At 73.4% G+C, this 24,270-nt stretch carries 23 protein-coding genes; 12 read left to right on the top strand and 11 right to left on the bottom strand.

All coding sequences use genetic code 11. The features are described 5' to 3' along the window. Positions 1–316: 316 nt before the first annotated feature. Positions 317–1,654, bottom strand: coding sequence for an MFS transporter (locus D450_RS0127805; protein ID WP_017541901.1), 1,338 nt, complete (start codon positions 1,652–1,654; stop codon positions 317–319). A 737-nt stretch (positions 1,655–2,391) separates the two neighbouring features. Between D450_RS0127805 and D450_RS0127800 the strand changes: the two genes are divergently transcribed. Together D450_RS0127800 and D450_RS31505 are read left to right on the top strand one after the other, a co-directional pair. Continuing rightward, complete coding sequence (locus D450_RS0127800) at positions 2,392–3,276, top strand: hypothetical protein (RefSeq protein ID WP_017541900.1); 885 nt, start codon at positions 2,392–2,394, stop codon at positions 3,274–3,276. Between the two features lie 180 nt (positions 3,277–3,456). After that, positions 3,457–4,755 (top strand): heparan-alpha-glucosaminide N-acetyltransferase domain-containing protein, encoded by a 1,299-nt coding sequence (locus tag D450_RS31505; RefSeq protein ID WP_017541899.1) that lies wholly within the window; start codon positions 3,457–3,459, stop codon positions 4,753–4,755. A gap of 30 nt (positions 4,756–4,785) precedes the next feature. Here D450_RS31505 and D450_RS0127790 read toward each other — a convergent pair whose 3' ends face one another. Both D450_RS0127790 and D450_RS0127785 read right to left on the bottom strand, forming a co-directional pair. Continuing rightward, positions 4,786–5,433, bottom strand: coding sequence for a response regulator (locus D450_RS0127790; protein WP_017541898.1), 648 nt, complete (start codon positions 5,431–5,433; stop codon positions 4,786–4,788). A 101-nt stretch (positions 5,434–5,534) separates the two neighbouring features. Further along, complete coding sequence (locus D450_RS0127785) at positions 5,535–6,800, bottom strand: sensor histidine kinase (RefSeq protein ID WP_017541897.1); 1,266 nt, start codon at positions 6,798–6,800, stop codon at positions 5,535–5,537. Positions 6,801–7,225: 425 nt separating this feature from the next. On the opposite strand from D450_RS0127785, the gene D450_RS0127780 reads away from it, so the two are divergent. From D450_RS0127780 to D450_RS0127760, 5 genes are all read left to right on the top strand, one after another. Next, a complete protein-coding gene (locus D450_RS0127780; RefSeq protein ID WP_017541896.1) occupies positions 7,226–7,996 on the top strand; it encodes an ABC transporter ATP-binding protein in 771 nt (256 codons plus the stop codon). After that, a complete protein-coding gene (locus tag D450_RS0127775; RefSeq protein WP_017541895.1) occupies positions 7,996–10,533 on the top strand; it encodes an ABC transporter permease in 2,538 nt (845 codons plus the stop codon). Before D450_RS0127780 ends, D450_RS0127775 begins: the two co-directional genes overlap by 1 nt. Before the next feature lie 152 nt (positions 10,534–10,685). Further along, the gene (locus D450_RS0127770; RefSeq protein ID WP_017541894.1) at positions 10,686–12,209 is read left to right on the top strand and encodes an MFS transporter; all 1,524 of its coding nucleotides are present in this window, start codon (positions 10,686–10,688) and stop codon (positions 12,207–12,209) included. A gap of 46 nt (positions 12,210–12,255) precedes the next feature. Then, positions 12,256–12,609, top strand: coding sequence for a VOC family protein (locus D450_RS0127765; protein ID WP_017541893.1), 354 nt, complete (start codon positions 12,256–12,258; stop codon positions 12,607–12,609). A 173-nt stretch (positions 12,610–12,782) separates the two neighbouring features. Continuing rightward, positions 12,783–13,511, top strand: a complete 729-nt coding sequence (locus D450_RS0127760) for an FAD/NAD(P)-binding protein (RefSeq protein WP_026128807.1) — start codon at positions 12,783–12,785, stop codon at positions 13,509–13,511. A gap of 166 nt (positions 13,512–13,677) precedes the next feature. Here D450_RS0127760 and D450_RS0127755 read toward each other — a convergent pair whose 3' ends face one another. Next, positions 13,678–15,123, bottom strand: a complete 1,446-nt coding sequence (locus D450_RS0127755) for an MFS transporter (protein WP_017541892.1) — start codon at positions 15,121–15,123, stop codon at positions 13,678–13,680. 203 nt (positions 15,124–15,326) lie between these two features. Between D450_RS0127755 and D450_RS0127750 the strand changes: the two genes are divergently transcribed. After that, positions 15,327–15,683: an ArsR/SmtB family transcription factor gene (locus D450_RS0127750; RefSeq protein ID WP_017541891.1), complete on the top strand. Its 357-nt coding sequence runs from the start codon at positions 15,327–15,329 to the stop codon at positions 15,681–15,683. Between the two features lie 541 nt (positions 15,684–16,224). Beyond that, complete coding sequence (locus D450_RS0127740) at positions 16,225–16,440, top strand: hypothetical protein (protein ID WP_017541890.1); 216 nt, start codon at positions 16,225–16,227, stop codon at positions 16,438–16,440. A gap of 63 nt (positions 16,441–16,503) precedes the next feature. On the opposite strand, the gene D450_RS0127735 is transcribed toward D450_RS0127740, so the two are convergent. From D450_RS0127735 to D450_RS0127710, 6 genes are all read right to left on the bottom strand, one after another. Further along, complete coding sequence (locus D450_RS0127735; protein WP_017541889.1) at positions 16,504–17,169, bottom strand: DUF4352 domain-containing protein; 666 nt, start codon at positions 17,167–17,169, stop codon at positions 16,504–16,506. A gap of 157 nt (positions 17,170–17,326) precedes the next feature. Further along, complete coding sequence (locus D450_RS0127730; protein WP_017541888.1) at positions 17,327–18,100, bottom strand: polyprenol monophosphomannose synthase; 774 nt, start codon at positions 18,098–18,100, stop codon at positions 17,327–17,329. A 111-nt stretch (positions 18,101–18,211) separates the two neighbouring features. Further along, positions 18,212–19,018: a DeoR/GlpR family DNA-binding transcription regulator gene (locus D450_RS0127725; protein ID WP_017541887.1), complete on the bottom strand. Its 807-nt coding sequence runs from the start codon at positions 19,016–19,018 to the stop codon at positions 18,212–18,214. A gap of 149 nt (positions 19,019–19,167) precedes the next feature. Then, positions 19,168–19,332 (bottom strand): hypothetical protein, encoded by a 165-nt coding sequence (locus D450_RS34095; RefSeq protein ID WP_017541886.1) that lies wholly within the window; start codon positions 19,330–19,332, stop codon positions 19,168–19,170. Positions 19,333–19,398: 66 nt separating this feature from the next. Next, the gene (locus D450_RS0127715; protein ID WP_017541885.1) at positions 19,399–20,670 is read right to left on the bottom strand and encodes an MFS transporter; all 1,272 of its coding nucleotides are present in this window, start codon (positions 20,668–20,670) and stop codon (positions 19,399–19,401) included. A 162-nt stretch (positions 20,671–20,832) separates the two neighbouring features. Further along, positions 20,833–21,591, bottom strand: a complete 759-nt coding sequence (locus D450_RS0127710) for a DeoR/GlpR family DNA-binding transcription regulator (protein WP_017541884.1) — start codon at positions 21,589–21,591, stop codon at positions 20,833–20,835. Between the two features lie 96 nt (positions 21,592–21,687). Between D450_RS0127710 and D450_RS0127705 the strand changes: the two genes are divergently transcribed. Beyond that, complete coding sequence (locus D450_RS0127705; RefSeq protein WP_239647390.1) at positions 21,688–22,551, top strand: 4'-phosphopantetheinyl transferase family protein; 864 nt, start codon at positions 21,688–21,690, stop codon at positions 22,549–22,551. Here the strand turns inward: D450_RS0127705 and D450_RS0127700 are convergent. Further along, positions 22,453–23,094, bottom strand: a complete 642-nt coding sequence (locus D450_RS0127700; RefSeq protein WP_017541882.1) for a LysE family translocator — start codon at positions 23,092–23,094, stop codon at positions 22,453–22,455. The two genes, D450_RS0127705 and D450_RS0127700, sit on opposite strands and share 99 nt — an antisense overlap. Before the next feature lie 199 nt (positions 23,095–23,293). Between D450_RS0127700 and D450_RS35340 the strand changes: the two genes are divergently transcribed. Together D450_RS35340 and D450_RS0127690 are read left to right on the top strand one after the other, a co-directional pair. Next, positions 23,294–23,740: an Lrp/AsnC family transcriptional regulator gene (locus D450_RS35340; RefSeq protein WP_017541881.1), complete on the top strand. Its 447-nt coding sequence runs from the start codon at positions 23,294–23,296 to the stop codon at positions 23,738–23,740. A gap of 127 nt (positions 23,741–23,867) precedes the next feature. Next, positions 23,868–24,270: hypothetical protein (locus D450_RS0127690; protein WP_017541880.1), on the top strand; the 403-nt coding region annotated here is incomplete at its 3' end.

The raw sequence follows: 24,270 nt of genomic DNA, 5'->3' as shown, positions 1-24,270 counted from the left end.
CGGGCACGTCAGAACAGCGGGGACGCCCTGAGTAGGCCGTACGGTGGCGACGGGCCCACAGGGGCCCACACCCTGGATATCGGGGGACGACATGCTTCGTTGACTTCTCGCCGCGACCTTCATCTCCGCGGCCTTCACCGCCATCGTGTTGGGTGCGCCTGCCCACGCCGATCACTCCCACATCACCGATGGGGACGACTGAGCGACCAACGACTTCCACTCCGAATGACACGAAAGCGCCCCGCCTCCCGTCTGCACGCGGCGGGCGGGGCGCGATCGTGTCCGAGACATCGGCTGTGTGGAGGAGTCGGCTCGGCTATCCGGCCGCTCCCGCCTCCTCTCTTGCTCGGCGGCCTCGGACCAGGAAGGCGACCGAGACCAAGGCGATCAGCCCGAGGGCGATCAGGTAGGCCGAGACCGCCATCGAGGTGCCCGCCAGGCTCAGGAGGGCCACCATCGCGAACGGGGCGAAGCCGCCGCCCACGACCGAGGCGATCTGGTAGCCGAGCGAGGCCCCCGTGTAGCGCACCTCGGCGGCGAACAGCTCGGCGAACAGGGCCGCCTGCGGGGCGTACATGATGCTCAGGAACACCCCGGCTACGAACATGCCGACCGCCATGACCAGGATGTCGCCGGTGTCGACCAGCAGGAACAGCGGCACCGCCCACAGGCACAGCCCGACGATGCCGAAGGTGTACACCCGGATGCGCCCGATCCGGTCGGACACCGCTGCGGCGATCGGCATCAGCGGCAGCTGGAACAGGCTCAGCCCGAGCGCGACGGCCAGCACCGATTCATAGGCCATCCCCAGCTCGCGGGTGGCGTAGTCCAGGATGCCGGTGATGAGGATGTAGAACGTCGCCGTGTTGACCGCGAAGCTACCGGCGGCCAGCAGCACCGTGGCCTTGTGCGAGCGCAGGACGTCCCTCAGCGGTGAGCGGCGCTCCACCTGGTGCTCGGCGGCGGCGCGGCGGAAGTCGGGGGTCTCCTCGACGTTGCGGTGGATCAGCCAGGCCAGCACCAGGACCAGGACCCCGAGCAGGAAGGGAATCCTCCACCCCCAGGCGAGGAACGAGCCCTCGCCGGTGGCGGCGCTGACCGCGAAGTACACGCCGTAGGCGGCGACGAGGCCCAGCGGCACCCCCATCTGGACGAGGCTGCCGTACAGCCCGCGGCGCCCCTCGGGCGCGTACTCGGTGGCCAGCAGCGCCGCCCCGCCCCACTGCATGCCCACGGCGATGCCCTGGACCAGCCGGAGCACCACCAGCAGCACGGGGGCGACGACGCCGATCGTCTCGAAGGAGGGCAGCAGGCCGATGGCGGTCGTCGCACCGCCCATCGCCACCAGCGCCCAGACCAGCACCGGCTTGCGGCCGTAGGTGTCGCCCAGGTGGCCGCCGACGACGCCGCCCAGGGGCCGGGCCAGGAAGCCCACCGCGAAGGTCGCGAACGAGGCGAGCACCCCGGCGACCGGGCTGAACTCGGGGAAGAACAGCGAACCGAACACCAGGGCGGCGGCGACGCTGAAGACGAAGAACTCGTACCACTCGACGGTGGCGGTGGCCGCGGCGGCGCCGGCCACGATGCGGCGGGTGCGCAGCGGAACGTCGAGCCCGGACGCGGCGGACGGGGTCGGGGGGTCGTCGGTGGCCATACCGGTCCTCCTCGGCTGGGGGGATCCAACGGCACCGGGACGGTGCGGGCCGTCCCGGCACCTGGACCGACGATGGAACCGACCAGCCGGTACGTCAACGCCCCCTCCCCTCTTCGCGACCCGACCGTGACCTGAGCGAACGCCGGGACGACCGCTCCGCACACCCGGTCCGCACACCCGGGTGGAACCACACGAGAAGGCGAAGAAGAAGACTGCCAGAGTGGACGCCTCTTCCCCCTTCTCAGACAGCCGGTACTCACAGGGCGGCCCCTCTGACCATCCCCCTCATTTCACTCAGGGGCACCCTCGGCACCGCACGTTTCCGTGAACTCCTGACATCACGGACACGTGTGTGCTTACATGGAACCCCGCTCCCGGCTTTACCTATAACCCTGACCGACAGCGCCAGACAGGGGAGCGTGTGACCTCCGAGGAAGACAAGCAGGGCATTGATTCTCGGGACGCCCGCCCTCGTGGAGGGCTGGTCTCTTTTCTCATGGAGCACAAGTGGTGGACCGCCATCGGCGCCATGGGAACGGTTCTCACCCTCATAGCCACCCTCTACGCCTGCACGAGACCGCCGAACGACCCGAACACGCTCCGGATTCAGAACGGAAACTGCAACGCGCAGGGCGGGTCCGGCAACTCAGTCTCCTGTGGGACTCCACAGAATCCCGCTCCCCAGTAGACTGCTCCGGCTAGATCGGCAGATCATGGACAAAATACACGGTGCAGCAGTGGCGATCATCGCAGCGTCCGCCCTCACCTCCTGTTCCGGCATCGAGACGACCGAAGGGGAGGCGGCGGAGGGAAGCGCCTCACCTTCGACGGCTGGAACGCCTCCCCGGCCCTCCCCGCCGTCCCCGCCTGCATCGGCCTCCGTCACCGGGGACTGCAACGCTCAGGGGAGCAACAACAACGTCCACTGCATCACGCAGCTGCCGACCGAGTTCGAGTCCCTCGCCGGAATCAGCCTCGACTGGATGGGGGACGGCGGAAGCGCAACCGTCCTTTTCGCCGGACCCCCCGAAGAGCTGCCGGACCCCCCGAGCTACGAGAACCCGTGGAACCACTGCGACGAGTGGGAAGAGTGGTTCGGAGAACTCCCGGAGATCTACCGCTTCAATTCCGACACACTGGTGTCCGTCATTTCAGGCCGGCCGGACGTCGTTGCGATCAGGGATGTGCACGTGGAGGTGTTCTCACGAACGGAGCGCCCCAACGAGAGCACCGTCATCCAGTGCGCTTACGGCGCAGGCGGGGACCACGGCAACATAATATCGGTGGATCTTTCCACGGGCGACACCACATTGGAGATGCTCGACTCCGGAGATGTCTCCCCCATGCCGCCGGCCTCGCTTTCGTTGAGTGGAATGGACTACGAGTCCGCCTTGGTCGCGATCGACTCGACGAACGGGTACCTGTACGAGGGGATGATCACTATCGAAGCCGTGGTCAACGGCGAGGACCATACATTCCAGCACGGAAGTGAGGCGCAGCCGCTCCGCTGGGTCGGAGGAGGCCTCGACTCCATCGCCCAGAACGAGTACGGAGGGGTCCGCTACGACTGGGCGCCGGACGACGACGCCTGGGTGGACGATTTCGCCCCGATGGATCGCTAAAGGCCCCCGGGAAGAGGCGACGGGCAGCGGATCCCTCCTGATACCGGCGGCAGCGTCAGGGCGGAGCGTGCTCCCCTGTGCTCAGCACGCTTGGCGCCCACCGGATGTGCGGTGCTAGTACTGAGTGCTCAGCGCGAGACCCCCGCTCTCGCACCACTCGTCCCGCTTCTTCTGAGGATCATGTCGCAGTCCCACCCCGCTCACCCCACGAACGGTCTGCTCACCCGGCCGCCGCTGGCGGACGGGGCGCCTGTGCCGCGCGTGGCCGAGGCCCCCGAGCCGGCCGCCCCCGACGAGGAGCCGCCGCCACCTGTGCGCCGGGCGTCCCCCGGGCGGCTGGCCGGGGTCGACCTCGCCCGCTGGATCGCCATCGCGGGCATGCTCGTCATCCACTTCGGCGCACCGTTCCTGGAGTTCGACTCGCCCGCCTCCAGCATCATCTTCAACTACGCCTGGGGCCGCTCCACGATCCTGTTCGCGTTCCTGGCCGGGGTCTCCCTCGCCCTGGTCTCCGGCGGTGCCCGCCCCCACCGGGGCCGCCCCGCCCGCACGACCGCCGGCCGCGTGGCGGTGCGCGGCCTGGCCCTGATGGCCATCGGCTGGTGCCTGCACCTGGTGGTCACCGCCGCCGGGTCCAACCTGACGGTGATCATCACCTTCTACGGCCTGTACTTCCTGCTGGCCGTCCCCTTCCTGCGGATGGGCGCCCGCTGGGCCGCCACCGCCGCCGTCCTCGCCCTGGCCGCCGGTCCGCAGCTGCTCTTCCTGCTCCGCCGCTCCCGCGACACCGGCGGCGCCATGGCCTCCTTCACCGACGCCTGGAACGCCTGGGACCCCGCCCACCTGCTGGTCGGCCAGGGGATGCTGGAACTGGGCGTCTACGGCTACTACCCCGCACTCGCCTGCACGGGCGCGGTGCTGGCCGGGCTCGCGGTGGGCCGCCTGGACCTGCGCTCACCGGTGGTGCGGCTGCGCATCGCCCTGGGCGGGATGCTGCTGGCCGCCGTCGCCTACCGGGTGTCCTGGCACGCCTGGTACGACTACGGGCTCCTCAGCGCCCTCGGCCCGCGCGAGGAGGTCATCGGCTCCGTCCCCACCGACGACGCCCGGTGGCTGCTGACGAGCATGCCGCACACCTCCACCACCATCGAGGTGGCCGGGGGCGTGGGCGTGGCCATGGGCGTGCTGGCCGGGTGCCTCCACATCGCCGAGCGCCTGCCCCGGCTGCTGGAGCCCCTCACCGCCACGGGCGCGATGGCGCTGACCGTGTACGCGCTGCACGCCCTGGCGATGTCCTGGCAGGCCTGGATCCCCGACGACTACGTGGGACTGGCCGGCTGGACCGACGACAACATGACCGAGCTCTTCTTCATCGGTTCGATCATCGGCGCGTTCCTGTGGCGCCGCCTGGTGGGGCGGGGACCGCTGGAGGCCGGGGTGTCCGACCTGGGCAAGGCGCTCGCCCGCTCCCGGAACTGACCCCGAGGAGCGGGCCCCGGCGTGCTCCGCTCAGGCCCAGCCGGCGTCGTGGGCCAGGATCGCCGCCTGGACCCGGTTGGTCATCTCCAGCTTGGACAGGATCCGGCTGACGTGCGCCTTGACCGTCGCCTCGCGCATGCCCAGCTCCTTGCCGGCCTCGGCGTTGGACATCCCCCGGGCGATGGCCACCAGCACGTGGCGCTCGCGCTCGCTCAGCACCGACAGGCGCTTCCCGGCCTCGTCGGCGGCCGGCGCGGCGGGGGCGGAGAAGCGCTCCAGCATCCGCTTGGTCACGCTCGGCGCCAGCATCGCGTTGCCCTCGTACACCGTGCGCACGGCCCCGATCAGGTCGCGGGGCGGGGTGTCCTTGAGCAGGAAGCCCACGGCCCCCGCGCGCAGCGCCTGGTGCACGTACTCGTCCAGGTCGAAGGTGGTCAGCAGCACCACGCGGGGCGGGACGGGCAGCCGGGCCAGCTCGGCCGCCGCGCTCAGGCCGTCCACCCCGGGCATGCGGATGTCCAGCAGCATGACGTCGGGCCCGCTCTCGCGGGCGACGCGCACCGCCTCGGCGCCGTCCGAGGCCTCGCCGACCACCTCGATGTCGTCGGCCGCCTCCAGGATCATCTTCAGCCCCGAGCGGACCAGCTGCTCGTCGTCGACCAGCACCGTGCGGATCATCGGCCGCCTTCCCCGTCACTGCCTGCACCCCCGGGCACCGCGCCCCGGCGCGCTCCCCCTGCCACGCGCGACGCTAGCGCATGGCCGGGGCCGCGGCGGCCTCAGCCGCCCCCGGTCAGCGGCAGCACCGCCCGCACCTGCCAGCCCCCGTCCGGGAAGGGCCCAGCGGTCAGCGTCCCCTCGGCCAGCACGATCCGCTCGCGCAGCCCCGCCAGGCCGTACCCCCCGCCCATCGGCGGCTCGGGCGCGCCCGGCGCGCGCGTCGGGGGCGGTTCGTTGGACACCGCCACCTCCAGGTCGTGCTCCCCGTAGTCGACCCTGACCTGCACCCCGGCCCCGGGCGCGTGCCGGCCGGCGTTGGTCAGGGCCTCCTGCACGACCCGGAAGGCGGTCCGCTCGGCCTGGGCGGGCAGCGGCCGGGGACGGCCCCCCGTGACCAGCTCCACGCCCATGCCGGCCGAGCGCCACTCCCCCACCAGCCGGGCCAGGTCGGACAGGACCGGCTGGGGAGCGGTGGGCGCCTCCCCCGGCCCGTCGGTGGACTCGCGCAGCACGCCCAGGATCTCCCGCAGCTCCCCCAGCGCCTCGCGCCCGGTGGTACGGATGAGTCCGGCGACCTCGGCGGTGCGCTCGTCGGGGGCGTTCACCTCCAGTCCGCCGGCCTGCAGCACCATCATGCTGACCCGGTGCGCCACCACGTCGTGCATCTCACGGGCGATCCGGGTGCGCTCGGCGTTGATGGCCCGGTCGGCCAGCAGGTGCTGCTCGCGCTCCAGCCGCTCGGCGCGCTCGCGCAGGTTGCCGATGAGCTGGCGGCGGGTGCCCACCCACAGGCCCAGGGTGAGCGGCAGGGCGACGCCCATGACGAGGAAGAAGAACGTCATCGCGATGCGGTTCTGCGACACCAGGGAGGCGCCCGCGCCGGCCGCCACCATCAGCGCGCTCCACAGGGCGAGCCGCCGCCGGTCGGTGAACCAGGAGGCGTAGGTGTACAGGCCGAGCATGCCGGGCACGGGGTTGCCGAAGAGCGCCAGGAGCACCAGGGCCAGGCCCATCAGCCAGTTCGGGCGGGACCGGCGCACCAGCAGGGTGAGCGAGACCGCGGCGGGCAGAGCCAGGGCCAGGGCGCCCAGGACCGCGACTTCGAGCGGGGCGGGCATGTCCAGCACGAGCACCGACGTGGCCACGGGGCTGAGCAGGCCCCAGCCGGGTGCCAGGGTGAACAGCGCGTTCCAGGGGAAGGCGCATACGGCCAGGAACCAGTCGCCGAGCCGGTGGCGGCGCTCCCACCACCACTTCCACAGCCGGACCGGTCCGTCTCCGAAGGCGGCGCGCAGGCGCCGCTCCTCGCCCTCCCCGTAGAACACACCCCGGAGTCTAAGGTGCCCGTACGGGCCGCGTTCGCCCTGGTGGGGCGCGTTTCCCCGTGGGGCGACGAAGGTCGGTGCCGCGCACCGCCCCAGCGCACAGGACCCCTCATGGGCGGCCGCCGACCTCCGCGCGCCCCCGCGCCGTCGGGCGGTACCGACGAAAGTCGGTGCCCGGACCCCGCCCAAGGCTCCGGATCGCGCCGCGCCCCCTCCTTTCGGCCATCACCGAAATCGGCTCCACGGCCGAGGCCGGAGGCCCTCCCGCGCCCCTAGCGTGGTCAGGGTCGGTGCCCAGACCGCGAACCCGCCGGGCGCCGAAGCACCGTCCGACCCCGGAGCCGAGCCGCGCCAGAGCACGCCCAGGCGCGCCGGAACGCGGACGGCACGGACCACGAGACCCACGACAGCAGGAGCAACGAGACGTGAGCCAGACCGCAGCGGTGGCCGCACCCGACGACAGCACACAGGCACCCCCCGTGGTGATCGCACGGAGCCTCTCCAAGGTGTACGGGGCGGGCGATTCGGCCGTGCGGGCGCTCGACGGGGTCAGCGTCGAGTTCTCCCGCGGGCACTACACCGCCATCATGGGCCCCTCGGGGTCGGGCAAGTCCACCCTGATGCACTGCCTGGCCGGGCTGGACACCGCCAGCTCCGGCACCGTGCACCTGGGCCGCACCGACATTACGCGGCTCAACGACCGGCAGCTGACCCAGCTGCGCCGCGACCGCATCGGCTTCATCTTCCAGTCCTTCAACCTGCTGCCGATGCTCACCGCCGAGCAGAACATCCTGCTCCCGGCGCAGATCGCCAAGCGCAAGGTGGACCGGGAGCGCTTCGAGGAGCTGATCGACGTGGTCGGCCTGCGCGACCGGCTGGACCACCTGCCCTCCAAGCTCTCCGGCGGCCAGCAGCAGCGCGTGGCGGTCGCCCGGGCGCTGCTCGGGGCCCCCGAGGTCGTCTACGCCGACGAGCCCACCGGCAACCTCGACTCCCGCTCGGGCGCCGGGGTGCTGTCCTTCCTGCGCGACTCGGCCCGCGACATGGGCCAGACCATCGTGATGGTCACCCACGACCCGGTCGCGGCCTCCTACGCCGACCGGGTGATCTTCCTGCGCGACGGGCAGCTGGTCGACGAGGTGCACGCGCCCACCGCCGAGACCGTCTCGGACCGACTGCTGAAGCTGGAGTCCTGATGCTGCGCACGACCCTGGCCGGGCTGCGCATGCACAAGGCGCGGCTGGTCACCACCGCCCTGGCGATCGCCCTGGGCGTCATGTTCGTCACCGGCACCCTGGTGTTCGGCGACACCCTCGAAGAGGGCTACAGCACCAAGATGATGGGGGCGGCCGACGACTTCGCCGCCGTGGCCGTGCCGGCGGCGGACGAGGACGTCCCCGCCGACCCGGAGGCGCCGGCGCCGACGCTGCCCGCCGACGCGCTGGAGAAGGTCCGCGACCTGCCCGAGGTGGCCGCGGCCGGCGGCACGACCCGCGGGGACGCCCCGCTGCTCGACAAGGACGGGCGGTCCGTGGGGACCATGCCCACCGTCGGCATGAGCGTGGGGCCCGACACCCGGTTCCAGCCCACGGAGGGGAGCCTGCCGGAGGGGCCCGGCGAGGTCGCTCTGGCCACCACCAGCGCCGGCGCCACCGGGTACGGGGTCGGCGACACCGTCACCGTGCTCGACGCCGAGGGCGAGCGGAACGAGTTCACCGTGAGCGGGCTGATCGACTTCGGCGTCGACGGCGAACTCGCCTACCGGGGGGTCGTCGCCTTCGACGAGGACACCGCCCGGGAGATGACCGGCGCCGAGGGGTACTCGGAGATCGACGCCACGGCCGCAGAGGGCGCCACCGACGCCGAGGTGGTGAGCGCCATCGAGGGCGTGACCGGCTCGGACGCCGACGTGGAGACCGGCGCCTCCTACGGCGAGCAGCTCGCCGAGAACGCGGGCGGCGACACGCAGGTGCTCACCGTCGGCCTGATGCTGTTCGCGCTGATCTCGGTCTTCGTGGCCGCGATCGTCATCTACAACACCTTCGCGATCCTGGTGGCCCAGCGCCAGCGGGAGATGGCGCTGCTGCGGTGCGTGGGCTCGGCGCGCGGGCAGGTGTTCCGCAGCGTGCTCACCGAGGCGCTGGTGGTCGGCCTGGTCGCCTCCGCGGCGGGCGTGGCCGTCGGCGTGGGGGCCGGCTGGGCCGGATTCGCCTTCGGGGGCGAGGCGCTCGGCGCCGACACCTCGCAGCCGCTGGTCGTGCGCGCCCTTCCGGTCGCCATCGGGATGACCGTGGGCACCGTGATGGCTCTGGGCGCGGCGCTGCTTCCGGCCTGGCGCGCCACCCGTGTGCCGCCGCTGGCGGCGCTGCGCACCAGCGCCACCGCGCAGGGCCTGGAGAAGGGCATCGGCTGGGTGCGCATCACGGTCGGCGCCGTGCTGTTCCTCATCTCGGGCGGCATCGTGTCGGTGGCCACCACCAGCGGCGGCGTGGGCGCGACCGGCATGGTGCTCACGACCGTGGCGGGGCTGATCTGCTTCGTCGGCGTCGTGGTCCTGTCGCCGCTGCTGGTGCGGGCGGTCGTCGCGGCCGTATCGCCTCTCATGCGGCGCATCGGGGTGGCGAGCATGCTGGCCGCCGACAACTCGCGCCGCAGCCCCAAGCGCGCGGCGACGGCGATGATCGCCCTGACCGTGGGGGCCACGCTGATCACCGGCTACGCGGTGGTCAACGCCTCGCTCAAGACCACGATGGACGAGATGCTGGCCGAGCAGTTCCCGGCCGACTACCTGGTCAGCGCGCCCATGGACGAGCGGGACGCGGTGATCCCGCAATCATCGGTGGACGAGCTGAAGGAGTCCGATGCTCTCGGCACCGTCATTGAGCAGCGGCGGACCTACACCGAGAGCGACGAGGCCTCGGGCGACCTGCCCGTCAGCACCTACATCGGCGGCACGCTCGGCGAGGACCTCAAGAACGACGCCGTGTCCGGGTCGCTGGCCGACATGGGCCCCGGCAAGGTGGCCGTGTCCAAGGGGTACGCGGGCGACCGCGAGGCCGGGGACATGCTCCCCGTGGACACCGAGACCGGTGAGAAGGAGTACGAGATCGCCGCGGTCCTGGAGGACGGCGGGGTCCTGTGGGGCGCGACCCTGGCCCCCAAGGACTTCGAGAAGGCGTTCCCGGGCGTGGACGGGACCTCCGACATGCTGGTGAACGGCGCCGAGGGCGCCTCGGCGCAGCAGGTGCGCGACGCGGTGTACGACGCGGTCGCCGACGCCCCCAAGGTGGGCGTGGACTCGATGGCCGAGATGAAGGCGCAGTTCGACGACGTGCTCAACATCGCGTTCCTGGCCATCGCCGCCATGCTGGGTCTGGCGATCATCATCGCGGTGTTCGGCATCGCGAACACGATGGCGCTGTCGGTGCTGGAGCGCACCCGCGAGTCGGCGATGCTGCGGGCGCTCGGGCTGGCCCGGGGGCAGCTGCGGCGGATGCTGAGCATCGAGGCCGTGGTGCTGTGCCTCATCGGCGCGGGCGTGGGCATCCTGCTGGGCATCGTGTTCGGCTGGGCGGCCGGGACCGCGGCCATGCCGAGCATGGTGTTCACCCTGCCGGTCGCACAGATCGCGGTGTTCATCGGTGTCGCCGTGGCCGCGGGCCTGCTGGCGTCGGTGCTGCCGGGCCGCCAGGCGGCGGGCGCCTCGATCACCGGGGCCCTCGCCAGCGAGTGACGGGCACCGAGCCCTGAACCGCCGGGGGCGGTGCGGGTCCGAAAGGGACCCGCCCCGCCCCCTTCCGTGTCGCATGCGCGGCGCGGTGCGCGCTCCGGGCGGGGTCTTCCGGCGTAGTGTGGCGCCCGGCCGCCGGGGACCGAGGAGGGCGCGTGGGCAGCGACGACGACCGGGACCGTTCCGCAGAGGACGGCGCCGAGGGCATCGCGTGGGGGACGCCCGCCGCGCGGTGGACGCTGGCCGCCACCGTGCTCGGGTCGGGGATGGCCTTCCTCGACTCCACGGTCGTCAACGTCGCCCTGCCGGTCATCCAGGACGACCTGGGAACCGGGGTGGCCGGTCTGCAGTGGATCGCCAACGGCTACATGGTCACCCTCTCGGCGCTGATCCTGCTCGGCGGCGCGCTGGCCGACCGCTTCGGCCGGGTGCGGGTGTTCTCGCTGGGCGTCGCCTCCTTCGCGCTCGCTTCGGCGCTGTGCACGGTCGCGCCGACGCTGGAGCTGCTGGTGGCCGGGCGGGTGCTGCAGGGCGTCGGCGGGGCGCTGCTCACCCCGGGGAGCCTGGCGGTGCTGCAGTCGGGCTTCCGCAAGCAGGACCGGGCCCAGGCGGTCGGCGCCTGGTCGGGCCTGACCGGGGTGGCGGCGGCGGTCGGCCCCTTCCTGGGCGGCTGGCTGGTGGACATCGGCTCCTGGCGGCTGATCTTCCTGATCAACCTGCCGCTGGCCGCGGCGGTGCTGCTGATCGCCCGCCGGCACCTGCCGGAGTCGCGGGACGCGCAGGCGCCGGCGCGGATGGACTACCCCGGGGCGCTGCTGGCGATCCTGGCCCTGGCGGGGATCAGCTACGCGCTGATCGAGGCCGGTGCGGGAGAGGTGCCGGCCGGGGCGGCGGCGCTGGCCGGTGCCGTGGGCGCGGCCGCGCTGGCGGGGTTCGCGCTGGTGGAGACGCGCAGCGCGCACCCGATGCTGCCGCTGGGGGTGTTCGCCTCGGCGCGGTTCACAGCGGCGAACCTGGTGACGGTGCTGATGTACGGGGCGCTGGGGCCGCTGCTGTTCCTGCTGGTGCTGTACCTGCAGGAGGCGGCGGGGTACTCGGCCCTGGCCGCGGGGGCGGCGTCGCTGCCGATCACGGTGCTGATGCTGCTGCTGTCGGGGCGGTCGGGCCGGCTCGCCGAGCGGATCGGGCCGCGTGCGCAGATGACGGCGGGGCCGCTGCTGGTGGGCGTCGGGATGCTGTTGCTGTCCCGGCTCACGCCCGGGGCCGACTACCTGACCGAGGTGCTTCCGGGGGTGCTGGTGGTGGGCCTGGGGCTGTCGGCGGCGGTGGCGCCGCTGACGGCGACGGCCCTGTCGTCGGCGCCGGAGCGGCACGCCGGGGTGGCGTCGGGGGTGAACAACACGGTGGCCCGCGCGGCGCAGCTGATCGGTGTGGCGGCGGTCCCGGCGGCGGCGGGCGTGAGCGGGGCGGCCGGGATCGAGGGCGGGTTCGCGGCGGCGATGCTGATCGTGGCTGCGGTGAGCGTGGGCGGCGGGCTGGTCGCGTTCGTCCTGCTCCGCGAGAGGGGGTCCCGGATGGAGCAGCACAAGGGCATGTTCTGCGGGGTGAGCGGGCCGCCGATGGAGCCGCCCGCCTCGTCGGCGCCTGACGCGGGCGGGCAGGACCGGCGGGCGGAATGAGCGGCCCCGGCCGCGCACACCGCACACGCACGGAAGGAGCAGCCCCATGGCCATCGAACACGTTCTCGCCGTCGCCCCCGTCTCCGACTTCGACACGGCCGCGGCATGGTACGGGCGCCTGTTCGGGCGGGCGCCGGACAACCGTCCGATGCCGGGACTCGCCGACTGGCGGATCACCGGCGGAGGCCGGCTCCAGGTGTGGCGCGACCCGGCCCGCGCGGGCACGGCGCTGCTGAACTTCGCGGTGGACGACCTGCCCGCCCATCTGGAGGCCTTGGCCGACCGGGGGCTTGCGCCCGGCGAGGTCCAGGAGGCGGACAAGGGGGTGCGGCTGTCGTCCCTGACCGACCCCGACGGCAACCGGCTGACCTTCATCGGAGGGTTCCGCACCACGGTCTGACCCGACTCCCCCGACGCATCCGACGATGCGCCGGGCCCTGCGGCCGGCGGACGCCGCAGGCCGTCCCCGCGCCTGCCCGGCCCTCCCTCCCCGGGGGGCCGGTCCGGGGCCCGTTCACGTCCACGCCCGCTCGGAAGGACGCACGGCGGCGCCCGAGGTTCTAGACTCCCGGCATGGACGGATCCGCGGCGCCCGGCGATGGTGCGGTGCCGCTGGTCGCCTTCGCCGGAGGCGGCCCGAGCGCGGCGCTGGCGGCCATCGCCCTCCTGCGCGCCACCACCTGGCTGCGCCTGGAGTACCAGGTGGTCGTCTTCGACGACCACGGCCGCCGGGGACGCGGCTCGGACCTGCACTCCGCCGAGCGCCTGGACCTGCCGGCGCGGCTGCTGTCGGCCTTCCCCGACCGTCCCGCGCACCTGCTGGAGTGGGCACGGCTGAGCGGACTGGCGTGCACCCCGGCCACCTTCCTGCCCCGCCGTGTGTACGGGGACTACCTGGAGGACACGCTGTCGGCGACGGCGGCGTGGGCGGCCCCGTACGCGGCGCTGGAGGTGCGGTCGCTCCGTGTGGCGAGCGCACGGGCCGAGGAGGAAGGCGTCGCCGTGCAGACCGGCGGCGCCCCAAGCGCCGTCCCCGCCCGGGCGCTGGTGGTGGCCACGGGCGACCCGCACCTGCGCACGCCCCCGCTGACCACCGGCCGCGACCCGGCGGAGGGGCTGGCCACCTGCCCGCGCGGCGCCCTCATCGGCACCGGGGGCCGGGCCGAACGCCACCTGTTCGCGGTGGGCCCGGTGCGCCGGGGAGCCCGCAAGGACACCGTCCCCCACACCCGCGACCACGCCGAACGCCTGGCCTGGCTGATCTGCGACACCGTCCTGCGATCAAGGGCGGCCGACCGCTGACGCGCTCTCCGCCTCTGCGCCCGCGCGGAGTCTCCGTGCAGGACCGAGACGAGAACTGAGTGCAGTCGCGAGAAGCGGACGGAGGGAACGACGCCTTCGCGGACGTTTCCGGAGTATTCGAGGATGGGATGCGGCATGCCCCTCCGATCGGTAGGCGGATACCGGGTCAGCGCGTTCCGGCGCCACTGCGCGGTGAATCAGGCACCGCCCGTCCGGACGCCTCCGGCCCGGTCCTGGCGGAGGGCCGCAGACCGACCGCGCTCAGCACCGCACTGACCGCGAGAGCGGCCACCGCCCAGCCCAACGAGACGCGCAGCCCTTCCAGGAAGCGCTCGGCCGAGATCCCGCCGACGAGCAAGCCCATCACGGCGACCCCGAGCAGCCCGCCGAGCTGGCGCGACGCATTCAGGACGCCGGAGGCGATCCCGGCGTTGGCCGCGTCCACCGACGCCAGCAGGGCGTTGGTCATGGCCGGCACGACCAGGCCGATGCCGAACCCGGCGACCGCGATCGGGACGGCCATCAGGCCATAGGAGCCGGAGCCGACGGCCGACACGCTGACCAGGTAGCCGACGGCGGCCATGGTGTTGCCCGCGATAAGCACCGCACGTGCCCCGTAGCGCTTGACCAGCGGGCCGCACGCCAGGTTGGCGACCATGATCGCCGCCGTCATCGGCAGGAACGCGAACCCCGCCATGAGGGGGGAGTAGTCCCAGACCCGCTGGAAGAACAGGCTGAAGACGAAGACCAGCCCGTAGAAGGCGAAGTTCAGCAGTACCCCGACCGCGGACGTCGCGCTGAAGGCCCCGCGGCCGAACAGGTGGAGCGGGAGCATCGGGTCGGCGCCCCGGTGCTCGACCGCGATGAAGGCGGCCAGCGCCGCGGCGAACACCGCCAGGCAGACCAGCGTGACGGGCGCGGACCAGCCTTGGGCGTTGGCCTCGATCATCGCTCCGGTCAGCGCCCCGAGGCCGGCCACGGCCAGGACCTGGCCGGGCAGGTCGATGGAGCGCCGGCCGGCGGCCGCGCGCTCCGGTGCGGGCTGTGCGTACAGGGCGACGAGCACGATGCCGGCGGTGGCGACGGGGACGTTGACGTAGAAGACCGCCCGCCAGCCGAGCGCTTCGACCAGCCCTCCTCCGACGAGTGGCCCGAGGGCCAGGGCGAGTCCGCCGGCCGCGGCCCACAGGCTCACGGCGCGGGTCCGCGCGGCCGCGTCCGGGACGTTGGTGTTCACGATCGACAGGGAGGAAGGGACGATCATCGCGGCGCTGACGCCCTGAAGCACGCGGGCGGCGACGAGGAACAGGACCGAGGGGGCGGCGCCGCACGCCAGGGACGTCGCGGCGAACAGGGCGAACCCCAGGAAGAAGATCTGCTTGGGGTCGAAGCGGTCGCCCAGGGCGCCGGCGGTCAGCAGGAAGGCGGCGAAGGTGAGCGTGTAGCCGTTGATCACCCATTCCAGGCTCGCCAGGTCGCCGCCGATGTCGGCGGCCAGGGCGTCGGCGGCGACGTTGACGACGCTGACGTCGAGGATGACGACCGCGAAGCCGAGGCAGGCCGCTAACAGCGTGGGGCCCTGCCGGGCTTTGCGCGCTCTGTTCGTGGGCACGGCTCTTCACCCCTAATGAGCTGGGAGACGATAGAGAGACGAGGTCCGGCGGCGCGGACTCCGGTAATGTGTTCGATGTCGAACGAACACTCGGGAGTGTACGCACACCGTCGAACACATGGCAATCCGTGGGCACCCCCTCTCGCGGAGCGAGCGCGGGGGCATCACGGCACAGGCACCACATCGGAACGGAGCGTCCGGCCATGGCGGCACAGCACCGGCAGCAGGCCACGCCGGCGGGGCACCGCACCCCGCCGGTCCACACGGATCCGCGGGACGTACCGCTGGAGGCGGCCCTGGTGGCCCTCGGCGATCCGGTCCGGCGGTCACTGGTGCGGGAGCTGGCACGGGCCGGTGAGTGGGAGCGGTCCTGCGGCAGCTTCGATGTGCCGGTCACCAAGACCACCCTGAGCCGCCACTTCGCGGTGCTGCGCGAGGCCGGGCTGCTGGAGCAGCGTGATGCCGGGGCCAAGCGGCTCAACCGGCTGCGCAGGACCGAGTTCGACGCGCGCTTCCCCGGCCTGCTCGACCTGGTCGTCAACGAGGACGAGGGCGGCTGAGATCGCTGACGGGAGATGTGTTCCCTGGCCAGCGATCATAGGCGGTCGATGGCGGCTTAAGCGGTCATCGATCACCACGTCGCGCCGGATCGCGGTGGTGAGTGCGCAGATGCTTTCCGGCGGACGAGCGGCCGAAGGGCCCTGACGGTGCGGTCGGCGCGGCACCGAGCACCACACCTAGAGGCCGTGACCCCCACGGACAGCGCCCCGGAGTGAGGGACGACACCGCGATCGGCGGCGATCCGGGCGCCGTCTCCGCCCGGGCGCTGGTCGTGGCCACGGGCGACCCGCACCTCCGTACACGCCCCCGCTGACCACCGGCTGCGACCCGGCACAGGGACTGGCCACCTGCCCGCGCGGCGCCCTCATCGGCACCGAAGGTCGGGCCGATCGCCTGGCCCGGCTGATCTGCGACACCGTCCTGCGGTCAAGGGCGGCCTAAGACCCCGAGGGCCCCATCGGCCAGGCTCGGCGAACGCGTGTGCGCCGGGTCGGCCTCTTGGGGCAGACTGGCGCGGTCCGTGGCAGAAGGAGGCCGCTGGTGTCCGGAACGTATGTGATGGGGTCGGTGTCCGCAGCACTGTTCCTCGGAGGTGCGCTGCACTGGTTCGTGTCCGCCCAGGCGGGACCGCTCGATGGGGGCGTCGATCCTTGGGGCCCTGCCCTGGTGGTGATGGGCGCGGTGCTCGGTATCGCGGCCTGGATCGGGGCGCCGCCGAGGCCGCCTGCGAACGCGAGGCGGAAGGCGGACGAGTAGGCGCCCGTCACCGGGTCCGCCCTCGAAGGGTGGGCCTGGTGACGAGCACTCGTTGTGCCGGAGTCAGTCGACGTCGACGCGGACTCCGTCGGCGAACGTGCTCTTCCCGTTGACGAGGATGTGGTCGAGTTCGAAGTCCTCGGGCACGTCGTAGGCGATCGCGCCGCTGATCTCGCTGCCGGGGTTGACCTTCTCCAGCCAGTCGATCCCGCTGCTCGCCGGGATGTCGTACTCGTACATCGACCCGTCGGGGTCCATCAGCACCTGGTTCCCCGCCTCGAAGTACTGGCCCTCTGAGGAGGTGTTGGCGGCCTCGATCTCCATGACGACGAACTGCCCGCCCGCCTCCTCGACGAGGCCGAACTCGTCCTCGATCTCGGTGGCGCCCTCCTCCACGGAGGTGACGGTGATGTCCCAGTCGCCGTGGGGGACGGTGTCGCCGACGGCGTAGGTCTCCTCGGCGTCCTCGTCGCCTCCCGCGTCGTCGGCGCCGTCGCCGGCGTCCTCTCCCCCGCCGCCTGCCGACTGGGCGGCCCCATCGCCCGCGGGCTCAGAGGCGGTGGGGCCGTCCCCTGCGCCTCCGGCGAGCAGCCCGAGGACCATCAGGCCCATGAAGCCCATGAAGGCCGCTGCGGCGCACCCGCCGCAGCCGAGACCGATCTTCGCGCCGGTGGACATGCCCTTGGGGGCAGACGGGGGCGGCGGGGGCGGAGGAGGGGGGAAGGCCATCGGGGCTCCTCGGGCTGGGGGTGTGACGACCCCGGCGACATTAGCCGTCGGAGGAGTCGCGCATGGCCGGTTTCGCCGAATCCATCGCCCGTGTACTCACGATAGGGAGGCCGGGCCAGGCGTCTCCTCCGCGCGTCCCCGTGGCCGATTGCGGCCTTCAGCGGGAGCGGCGGCGGGAGCGTTCGTCGCGGCGGAGGCGCAAGGGGCGCAGGGCCGACTCGACCTGGACCGACAGGTCCATCTTGCTGTCGCCCTCCTGGCGGTCCTCGAAGTGGATGGGGATCTCCAGCATCTTCTGCCCCCTCCGGTAGGCCCGAAAGTGCATCTCCACCTGGAAGCTGTAGCCCGCGCTGCCGACGGTCTCCAGGTCGAGCGTGCGCAGGGCCTCGGCGCTCCAGATCTTGAAGCCCGCCGTCACGTCCCGGACCGGCAGCGCCAGGATCGCCTTGACGTAGGCGTTGGCCCACCCGCTCAGCAGCCGGCGGCGCAGGTTCCACTCCTGGGACAGGCTCCCCCCGGGGACGTACCGGCTGCCGATCACCACGCCCGCCCCCGTGGCCAGGGCGGTCCCCAGCAGCTGGGGCACGTAGCGCGGCGGGTGGCTCAGGTCCGCGTCCATCTGGACCACGTACTCGGCGCCCTCCTCCAGGGCCCGGGCCATCCCGACGACGTAGGCGCGGCCCAGGCCGTCCTTGGCGGTGCGGTGCAGCACCCCCACCCTGCCGCCGGCGTCGGCGGCGAGCTTCTCGGCCACCTCCCCCGTGCCGTCGGGCGAGCCGTCGTCGACGACCAGCACGCGCAGCCCGGGAAGCCCCAGCCCCAGCAGCCCGCCCACGAGGACCGGCAGGTTCTCCGCCTCGTTGTAGGTCGGGACGACGACGGTCACCTTCGACGCGGCCCACGGCTCGGGCAGGGGTGCGGGGGTCGGCATGGAACGGCCCTCCAGGGTCCTCGGGGCGCGGGGACCGGACTCCGCCCCCGTCGGGGACACATTCTTACCGTTCGTCGCCGACCGCCGCCACGTGGGCGGCCGGGCGCGGACTCATTCGCCGCGGTCGGTGTCCAGGACGGCGACGTGCACCAGGGTGCCGGAGTCCTCCAGGGTCATCAGCACCTCGGGGTCGGCCCGGTTGTCGGTGACCAGGTGGGCGATCTGCTCGGGCGGCACCGTCTGCACCATGGTGTCGGTGCCGATCTTGCTGCTGTCGGCGAGCACGATCGCCTCCTGGGCAGCGCCGACCAGCGCCCGGTCGGTGGCGGCCACCGCCGGGTTGGGGGTGCTCAGCCCCCGGTCGGCGGTGACCCCGTTGCCGGTGAGGAAGGCGCGCCGCACCCGCAGCCCGGCCAGCGACTGCTCGGTGGCGGTGCCCACCAGGGCCATGATGGACGAGCGCAGGGTGCCCCCGGGCATGACCACCTCCACCCCCGGCGCGCCCGCCAGCGCCTCGGCCGCCGGGAGCGAGGTGGTGACCACGGTCAGGTTGCGCCGCCCGACCAGCTCGCGGGCCAGGGCCTCGGCGGTGCTGCCCGGGCCGAGCGCGATCGCGTCGTCGTCGTCGACCAGCCGGGCCGCCGCGGCGGCGATGGCGCGCTTCTGCGGGGCGTTGTGCCCGGTCATCTGGGCGTAGTTCTGGTCGTGGCCGAGCTGCCCGGGCAGGGCGGCCCCGCCGCGGCGCCGGTCGATCAGCCCCTCGGCCTCCAGGGCGCGCACGTCCCGCCGCACGGTGACCTCCGAGGCGCGCACCTGGGTGGCGATGTCGCGCAGGGCCATGCTCCCGTTGGCGCGCACCAGCTCCATGATCCGCTCCCGGCGCGCGGCCGCGAACGTGGTCCTGTTGTCGTCGGTCACCGATCACCTCCGGAGCCCCCGACCGGCGGAGGCCCGCGTTCGAAAAACTGCGTGCACGCCTGTCCCGCACCGGCGCGCGGGCGGTACGGGGGCGTGGCCGGCGGCGCCATCCGGAGACGCCCGTACAGGGGAGGATAGCGCCGCGCGGTTCAGCAGCCGTGCACTCCGTGCAGGTGCAGGGAGTCGTCGACGGCCTCCTCGTCCACGGCGTCCTCGCCGCCGTCGGCGCCCGACAGCAGCGCGGCCAGGAAGAGGACCGTCAGGACGGCGAGCACGGCGAGGGACCCGAGACCGACAAGGGCAGAGAGGGACACGGGGGCCTCCTTGCACGCGGGTCCGGCCCACGGCACGCGGGGGCTGCGAGCACCCGGACCGGACGGTCATCTGACCGATTCCCGCTGCGCCGACCGGCTACACCTGAGCGCGCCCGCCGCGGCGGCCGCGAACAGGGCGAGCAGGGCCGGCACCGCCAGGGCCGCGCGCAGCTCCCACAGGTGGGCGATGGCGCCGATGGCGACCGGCCCGCTGAGCAGGCCGACGTACCCGGCGGCGGCCACCAGGCCCAGGTTGCGGCCGGCCCGGGCGGGGTCGTAGGAGGTGGCGGCGGAGAAGATCTGCGGGACGATGCAGGACAGCCCGGCCCCCATGAGGGCGAAGCCGCACAGGGCGACCGCGGGAAGCGGGACGGCCAGGGCCAGGCCCAGCCCGCCGGCGGCGAGCAGGCCGCATCCGCGCACCAGCGCCACCGGGCCGAACCGGGCGGACAGGCGGTCGCCGACCAGGCGGCCGGCGGCCATGGCGGCGGAGAACACCGCGAATCCGGCGGCGGCCACGGCGTCCGAGGCCCCCGCCGAGTCGTGCAGGTAGACGCTGGTCCAGTCGGTGGCCGACCCCTCGGCGACGAACGCCGCGCAGGCCACCACGCCCAGGAGCAGCACCGTGGGGGCGGGGCTGTTCCGGTCGGCGGCGCCGTCCGCCCTTGCCTCGCGGGCGTCCGGTGCGCCCTCCTCCCGAGTGCTGTCCCGGCCGGGCAGGAGCAGCGGGCGCACCGCGAAGGAGGCCGCCGTGCAGGCCAGGGCGACCGCCCAGAAGGCCGCCACGGCGCCCATGCCCAGGTGCGCGCTGAGCGCTCCGGCGCCGGCGCCGACGAAGCCGCCGATGGAGAAGGCGGCATGGAATGAGGCCATGATGGGACGACCGTAGGCGCGCTCGACCCGGGCGGCGTGCACGTTCATGGGAACGTCGATGAGCCCGTGGCCGGCGCCGAGGGCGAACAGGGCGGCGAAGAGCGCGGGCAGCGAATGGGCGTGCGCGGGGGCGGCCAGCGCGAGGGAGCCGAAGACGGCGGAGGGCAGCATGACGGCCGCGCTGCCGAAGCGGTCGGTGACGCGCCCGGCGACCTGCATGGCGGCCAGGGCGCCGACCGCCAGGCCCAGCAGCCCCAGGCTCAGGGCGCCGTCGTCGATCCCGGCCTGGGCCTTGACGTCGGGGATGCGCGAGGCCCAGGTCGCCAGGATCACGCCGGCGACGAAGAAGTAGACCACGACGGCGGCGCGGGCGCGCCGCAAGCGCCGGTCGGGGGCGGACGGCGCCCCCGACGGCGGGCGCCCGCCTCCCGGGGACGCCGCTGTCTCCACACCGCTCTCGGCCACGGTCTCTCCGTTCTGTCCGCCACTGGTCGTGCCGGTGATCGTCGTGTCGTCGGGGGCAGGGGTCCTGACCGTGTTGATCTCGGGGAAGGCGGCCTTATGAGAGCGCTCTCAAGGCCGCCTTCCCCGAGATCAACGACAAAGGGGGATTCGGCGGTCGCGGGCTCAGACGGCCAGCACATCGACGCCCGCCGCGCGGATCTCGGCGAGCGCCTCCTCGGGGGCGCCGGTGTCGGTCACCAAGGTGTCGATCTCCCCCACCGGGCACACGTGCCCCATTGTCACCAGCCCGATCTTCGTGGAGTCCGCCGCGGCGATGACCCGCTGGGACGAGCGCATCATCGCCCGCTTGACCGCCACGTCCGGCAGGTCGTGCGCGGTGACGCCGTCCCCGGCCGAGATCCCGCAGCACCCCAGGACGGCCGCGTCGAAGCGCACCGCCGCCAGCGCCGCCTCGGCCAGCGGCCCGTGCAGGTTGAGCTCGCCGGGGCGCAGCTCTCCCCCGGCCACCAGCACGGTGGTCTCCGGCGACCGGGCCAGCGCGTCGGCGCCCTGCAGCGACAGCGGCATGACCGTGACCGGCCGCCCGGCCAGCCCGCGCGCCACCTCCAGCGCCGTGGTCCCGCTGTCCAGGGCCACCGCGGCCCCGGCCGGGAGCAGGGAGACCACCCGCTCGGCGATGCGCCGCTTGGCCTCGACCGCCTGGCGCTCGCGCAGCGCGTACGGCGGCTCCTGCCCGCGCGGGACGAGGCTGACCGCCCCGCCGCGCACCCGGCGCAGCACGCCCTGCGACTCCAGGCGGTCCAGGTCGCGGCGGATCGTCATCTCCGAGTGGCCGCTGGCCTCGGCGAGCTCGGCGACGGCCACCTCGCCCGCCTCCTTCAACCGGGCGATCACCAGATCCACCCGTTCCGCACTGTCCATGGCCGTCATTCAAACACTGATGATGTTCGAAAGGCAATCCAACGAACACGGAAATTGATCGGCCCCCAGTCGGGGATGATCCGCCACAATGGGACGGTGAGCGACGCGCGAGTGCACTGCGACGTATGGTGGGCCAGCCCCGCCCAGGCCGATCCCGCCCTCGGGCGGTTCCTCGACGCCCACGAGCGCGAACGCCGCGCACGCCTCCGCCAGGAGGCCGACCGCGACCGGTACATCGTCGCGCACGCCCTGGCGCGCCTGGTGGTGGCCCGCGAGGCGGGCTGCACCCCGGAGGAGGTCGCCTTCGAGCTGCGGTGCCCCAACTGCGACGGCGCCGACCGCGCCCCCCACGGCAAGCCCGTCCCCGTCGGGCCCGCCGCCGGCCTGGAGGTCTCCATCAGCCACTCGGGCGACCGCGTGGCGGTGGCCCTGGCGCGGGGGCACGCGGTCGGCGTCGACGTCGAGGAGGTCTCCTCACGGCGCGACACGGCCGGGCTCGCCGGCATGGCCCTGACCCCCGGCGAGCAGGCCGCGCTGCGCTCCCTGCCGGGCGACCGCACCACCGGGGACTTCTTCACCTACTGGGCCCGCAAGGAGGCGCTGCTCAAGGCCAGCGGGGAGGGCATCTACGCCGGGCTGACCTCGGTGGAGGTCTCCTCCCCCGACGAGCCCGGGCGGGTGCTGGCCTGGACCTCGCCGGGCGCCCCGCCCGTCGGGCGGGTGCGCCTGGTCGACCTGGACGCCGGGCCGCTGTACCGGGCGGCGCTGGCCGTGCTGGGCCCGGCCGGGCCCGAGGTCGCCGCGCACGACGCGGGTCCGCTGCTGGCCGCGGCCGCCGGCGGCGACCCGGTCGCGGACGGCTCAGGCGGCCAGGGCCAGGGCCACCCCGAAGGCGGTCAGCGCCACGCCGCCGGCCAGGTCGATGCCCTGCCGGACGCGGCGGCGCCGCATGACCTCTGACAGGGCGCTGATCCCCAGCACGTAGACCAGCCACCACACCACGACCAGCCCCACCAGGATGGAGCCGAGCAGCGCCGTCTGCTGCATGGCGGCCTGCGGCGCGGAGACGAACTGCGGCAGGACGGTCACGAACATCACCGGCAGCTTGGGGTTGAGCAGGTTGTTCACCAGCCCCTGCGCATAGGGGGCGCCGGAGCGGTCCGCCCCGCCGTGCGCGGCCGCGCCGCCGTCGCCGTCCCCGGAGCGGTGCGCGCGCCACAGCGCCAGGATCGCGCTGCCGCCCAGGTAGACGAGGTAGGCGGCGCCGGCCAGGCGGAGCGCGTGCAGCACCCCCGGGTGCGAGGCCACCAGCACCGACAGCCCGGCGGTGGCCAGCAGGGCCCACACCGCGATGCCGGTGACCGACCCGGCGGCGGTGGTCAGGCCCGCGCGCCGCCCGCCGCGTGCGGTGTTGCGGGTGATGAGCACGAAATCGGGTCCGGGAAGGACCGTGACCAGCACCGCGGCCGCGATGAACCCGCCCAGGTGCTCCGGGATCGGCACGAGCGCACCCCCCTCGTTCTGCGCCGGAAGGCCGCCCCGCCGACGCACGGCACCGGCACGGCGGAACGGACGACGAAACGACCAGGCCTTCCCCGGTCGTTCCACGAACATGACGGGGTAATTATGGATGATCTGCGGAAACTTCACCAAATCATCGTGATATATTCGCCCTATGGATGAACGAGTCGATCTTGATTCGGTGGATCTGCGGATTCTGCGGGTCCTGCAGAACAATGCACGGATCACCAACCGGGACCTCGCCGAGGAGGCGGGGATCGCGGCGTCGACGTGCCTGGACCGGGTGAACCGCCTCCGGGCCTCGGGGGTGATCGAGGGCTACCGCCTCCGGGTCTCCCCCCAGGCCCTGGGGCGCCCGATCCAGGCGTTCCTGACGCTGCGCACCCAGCACAGCCGCGACGTGCTCGCGCCGCTGGCCGAGCACATCCTGGCCCAGCCGGAGACACGGGCGCTGTACAACGTCGCCGGGGCCTCGGACTTCCTGGTCCTGGTGGCCTGCCCGGACGTGGCGGGGCTGCAGCGCCTGATCGTCGACGAGCTGACCTCCCGGCCGGAGATCCACAACGTGGAGACGATGCTGGTCTTCCAGGAATGGGAGGGCGGCCCGCTCCTGCCGCCCGAGGAGTGAGGGAACGCGAACGGCGTTCGCGGCGTCCTACCCCCGCACACACGGCCCCCCGACGGGGCGGTCGTCCGGGACGGGGGGAGAGCATACGGTGGCGGAGTCGGCCCATGGGCGGCGCAGAGCGGGCAGAGTGGACGGGACCCGGGCCGAGGCCGTGGTGTTCGGCGGATTCGGAACGCTGTGGTGGATCGCGGGCTCGGGCCCGCTCGCGGCCCCCTGGGGCACGGCCCTGCTCGTCACCGGCGCGCTCGCGGGCGCGGCCCTGGCCACCGCCGCGGTGCTGCGGCTGAACTCCATCGGCGAGCAGGAGCGCATGCACCGGGCCCGGCGCGTGTACCGTTACGTCAACCTGGCCCAGGCGGCGGGGATCGCCGGGACGATCGCCCTCGCCACCGTTCTGGACGCCCAGCAGTGGATCCCCGGCCTGGTCGCGATCGTGGTGGGAGCGCACTTCCCGCCGTTGGCGCGCGCGTTCGAGGCCCGCGGGATGCTCGTGACCGGAGCGCTCTGCGCGGCCGCGGGCGTGGTCGGGG

It is taken from the genome of Nocardiopsis halophila DSM 44494 (assembly GCF_000341245.1).
GTDB lineage: Bacteria > Actinomycetota > Actinomycetes > Streptosporangiales > Streptosporangiaceae > Nocardiopsis_A > Nocardiopsis_A halophila.
Note: the sequence above shows the minus strand (reverse complement) of the source record. Positions and strands in the feature narration are given on the sequence as shown.

Excerpts from the sequence above, each read along its gene's own strand:
- D450_RS0127735 (WP_017541889.1), bottom strand. The coding sequence starts at position 17,169 with ATGGCCTTCCCCCCTCCTCCGCCCCCGCCGCCCCCGTCTGCCCCCAAG.
- D450_RS0127750 (WP_017541891.1), top strand. The coding sequence starts at position 15,327 with ATGGCGGCACAGCACCGGCAGCAGGCCACGCCGGCGGGGCACCGCACC.
- D450_RS0127760 (WP_026128807.1), top strand. The coding sequence starts at position 12,783 with ATGGACGGATCCGCGGCGCCCGGCGATGGTGCGGTGCCGCTGGTCGCC.
- D450_RS0127805 (WP_017541901.1), bottom strand. The coding sequence starts at position 1,654 with ATGGCCACCGACGACCCCCCGACCCCGTCCGCCGCGTCCGGGCTCGAC.
- D450_RS0127765 (WP_017541893.1), top strand. The coding sequence starts at position 12,256 with ATGGCCATCGAACACGTTCTCGCCGTCGCCCCCGTCTCCGACTTCGAC.
- D450_RS0127710 (WP_017541884.1), bottom strand. The coding sequence starts at position 21,591 with ATGGACAGTGCGGAACGGGTGGATCTGGTGATCGCCCGGTTGAAGGAG.
- D450_RS0127730 (WP_017541888.1), bottom strand. The coding sequence starts at position 18,100 with ATGCCGACCCCCGCACCCCTGCCCGAGCCGTGGGCCGCGTCGAAGGTG.
- D450_RS0127775 (WP_017541895.1), top strand. The coding sequence starts at position 7,996 with ATGCTGCGCACGACCCTGGCCGGGCTGCGCATGCACAAGGCGCGGCTG.
- D450_RS0127790 (WP_017541898.1), bottom strand. The coding sequence starts at position 5,433 with ATGATCCGCACGGTGCTGGTCGACGACGAGCAGCTGGTCCGCTCGGGG.
- D450_RS31505 (WP_017541899.1), top strand. The coding sequence starts at position 3,457 with ATGTCGCAGTCCCACCCCGCTCACCCCACGAACGGTCTGCTCACCCGG.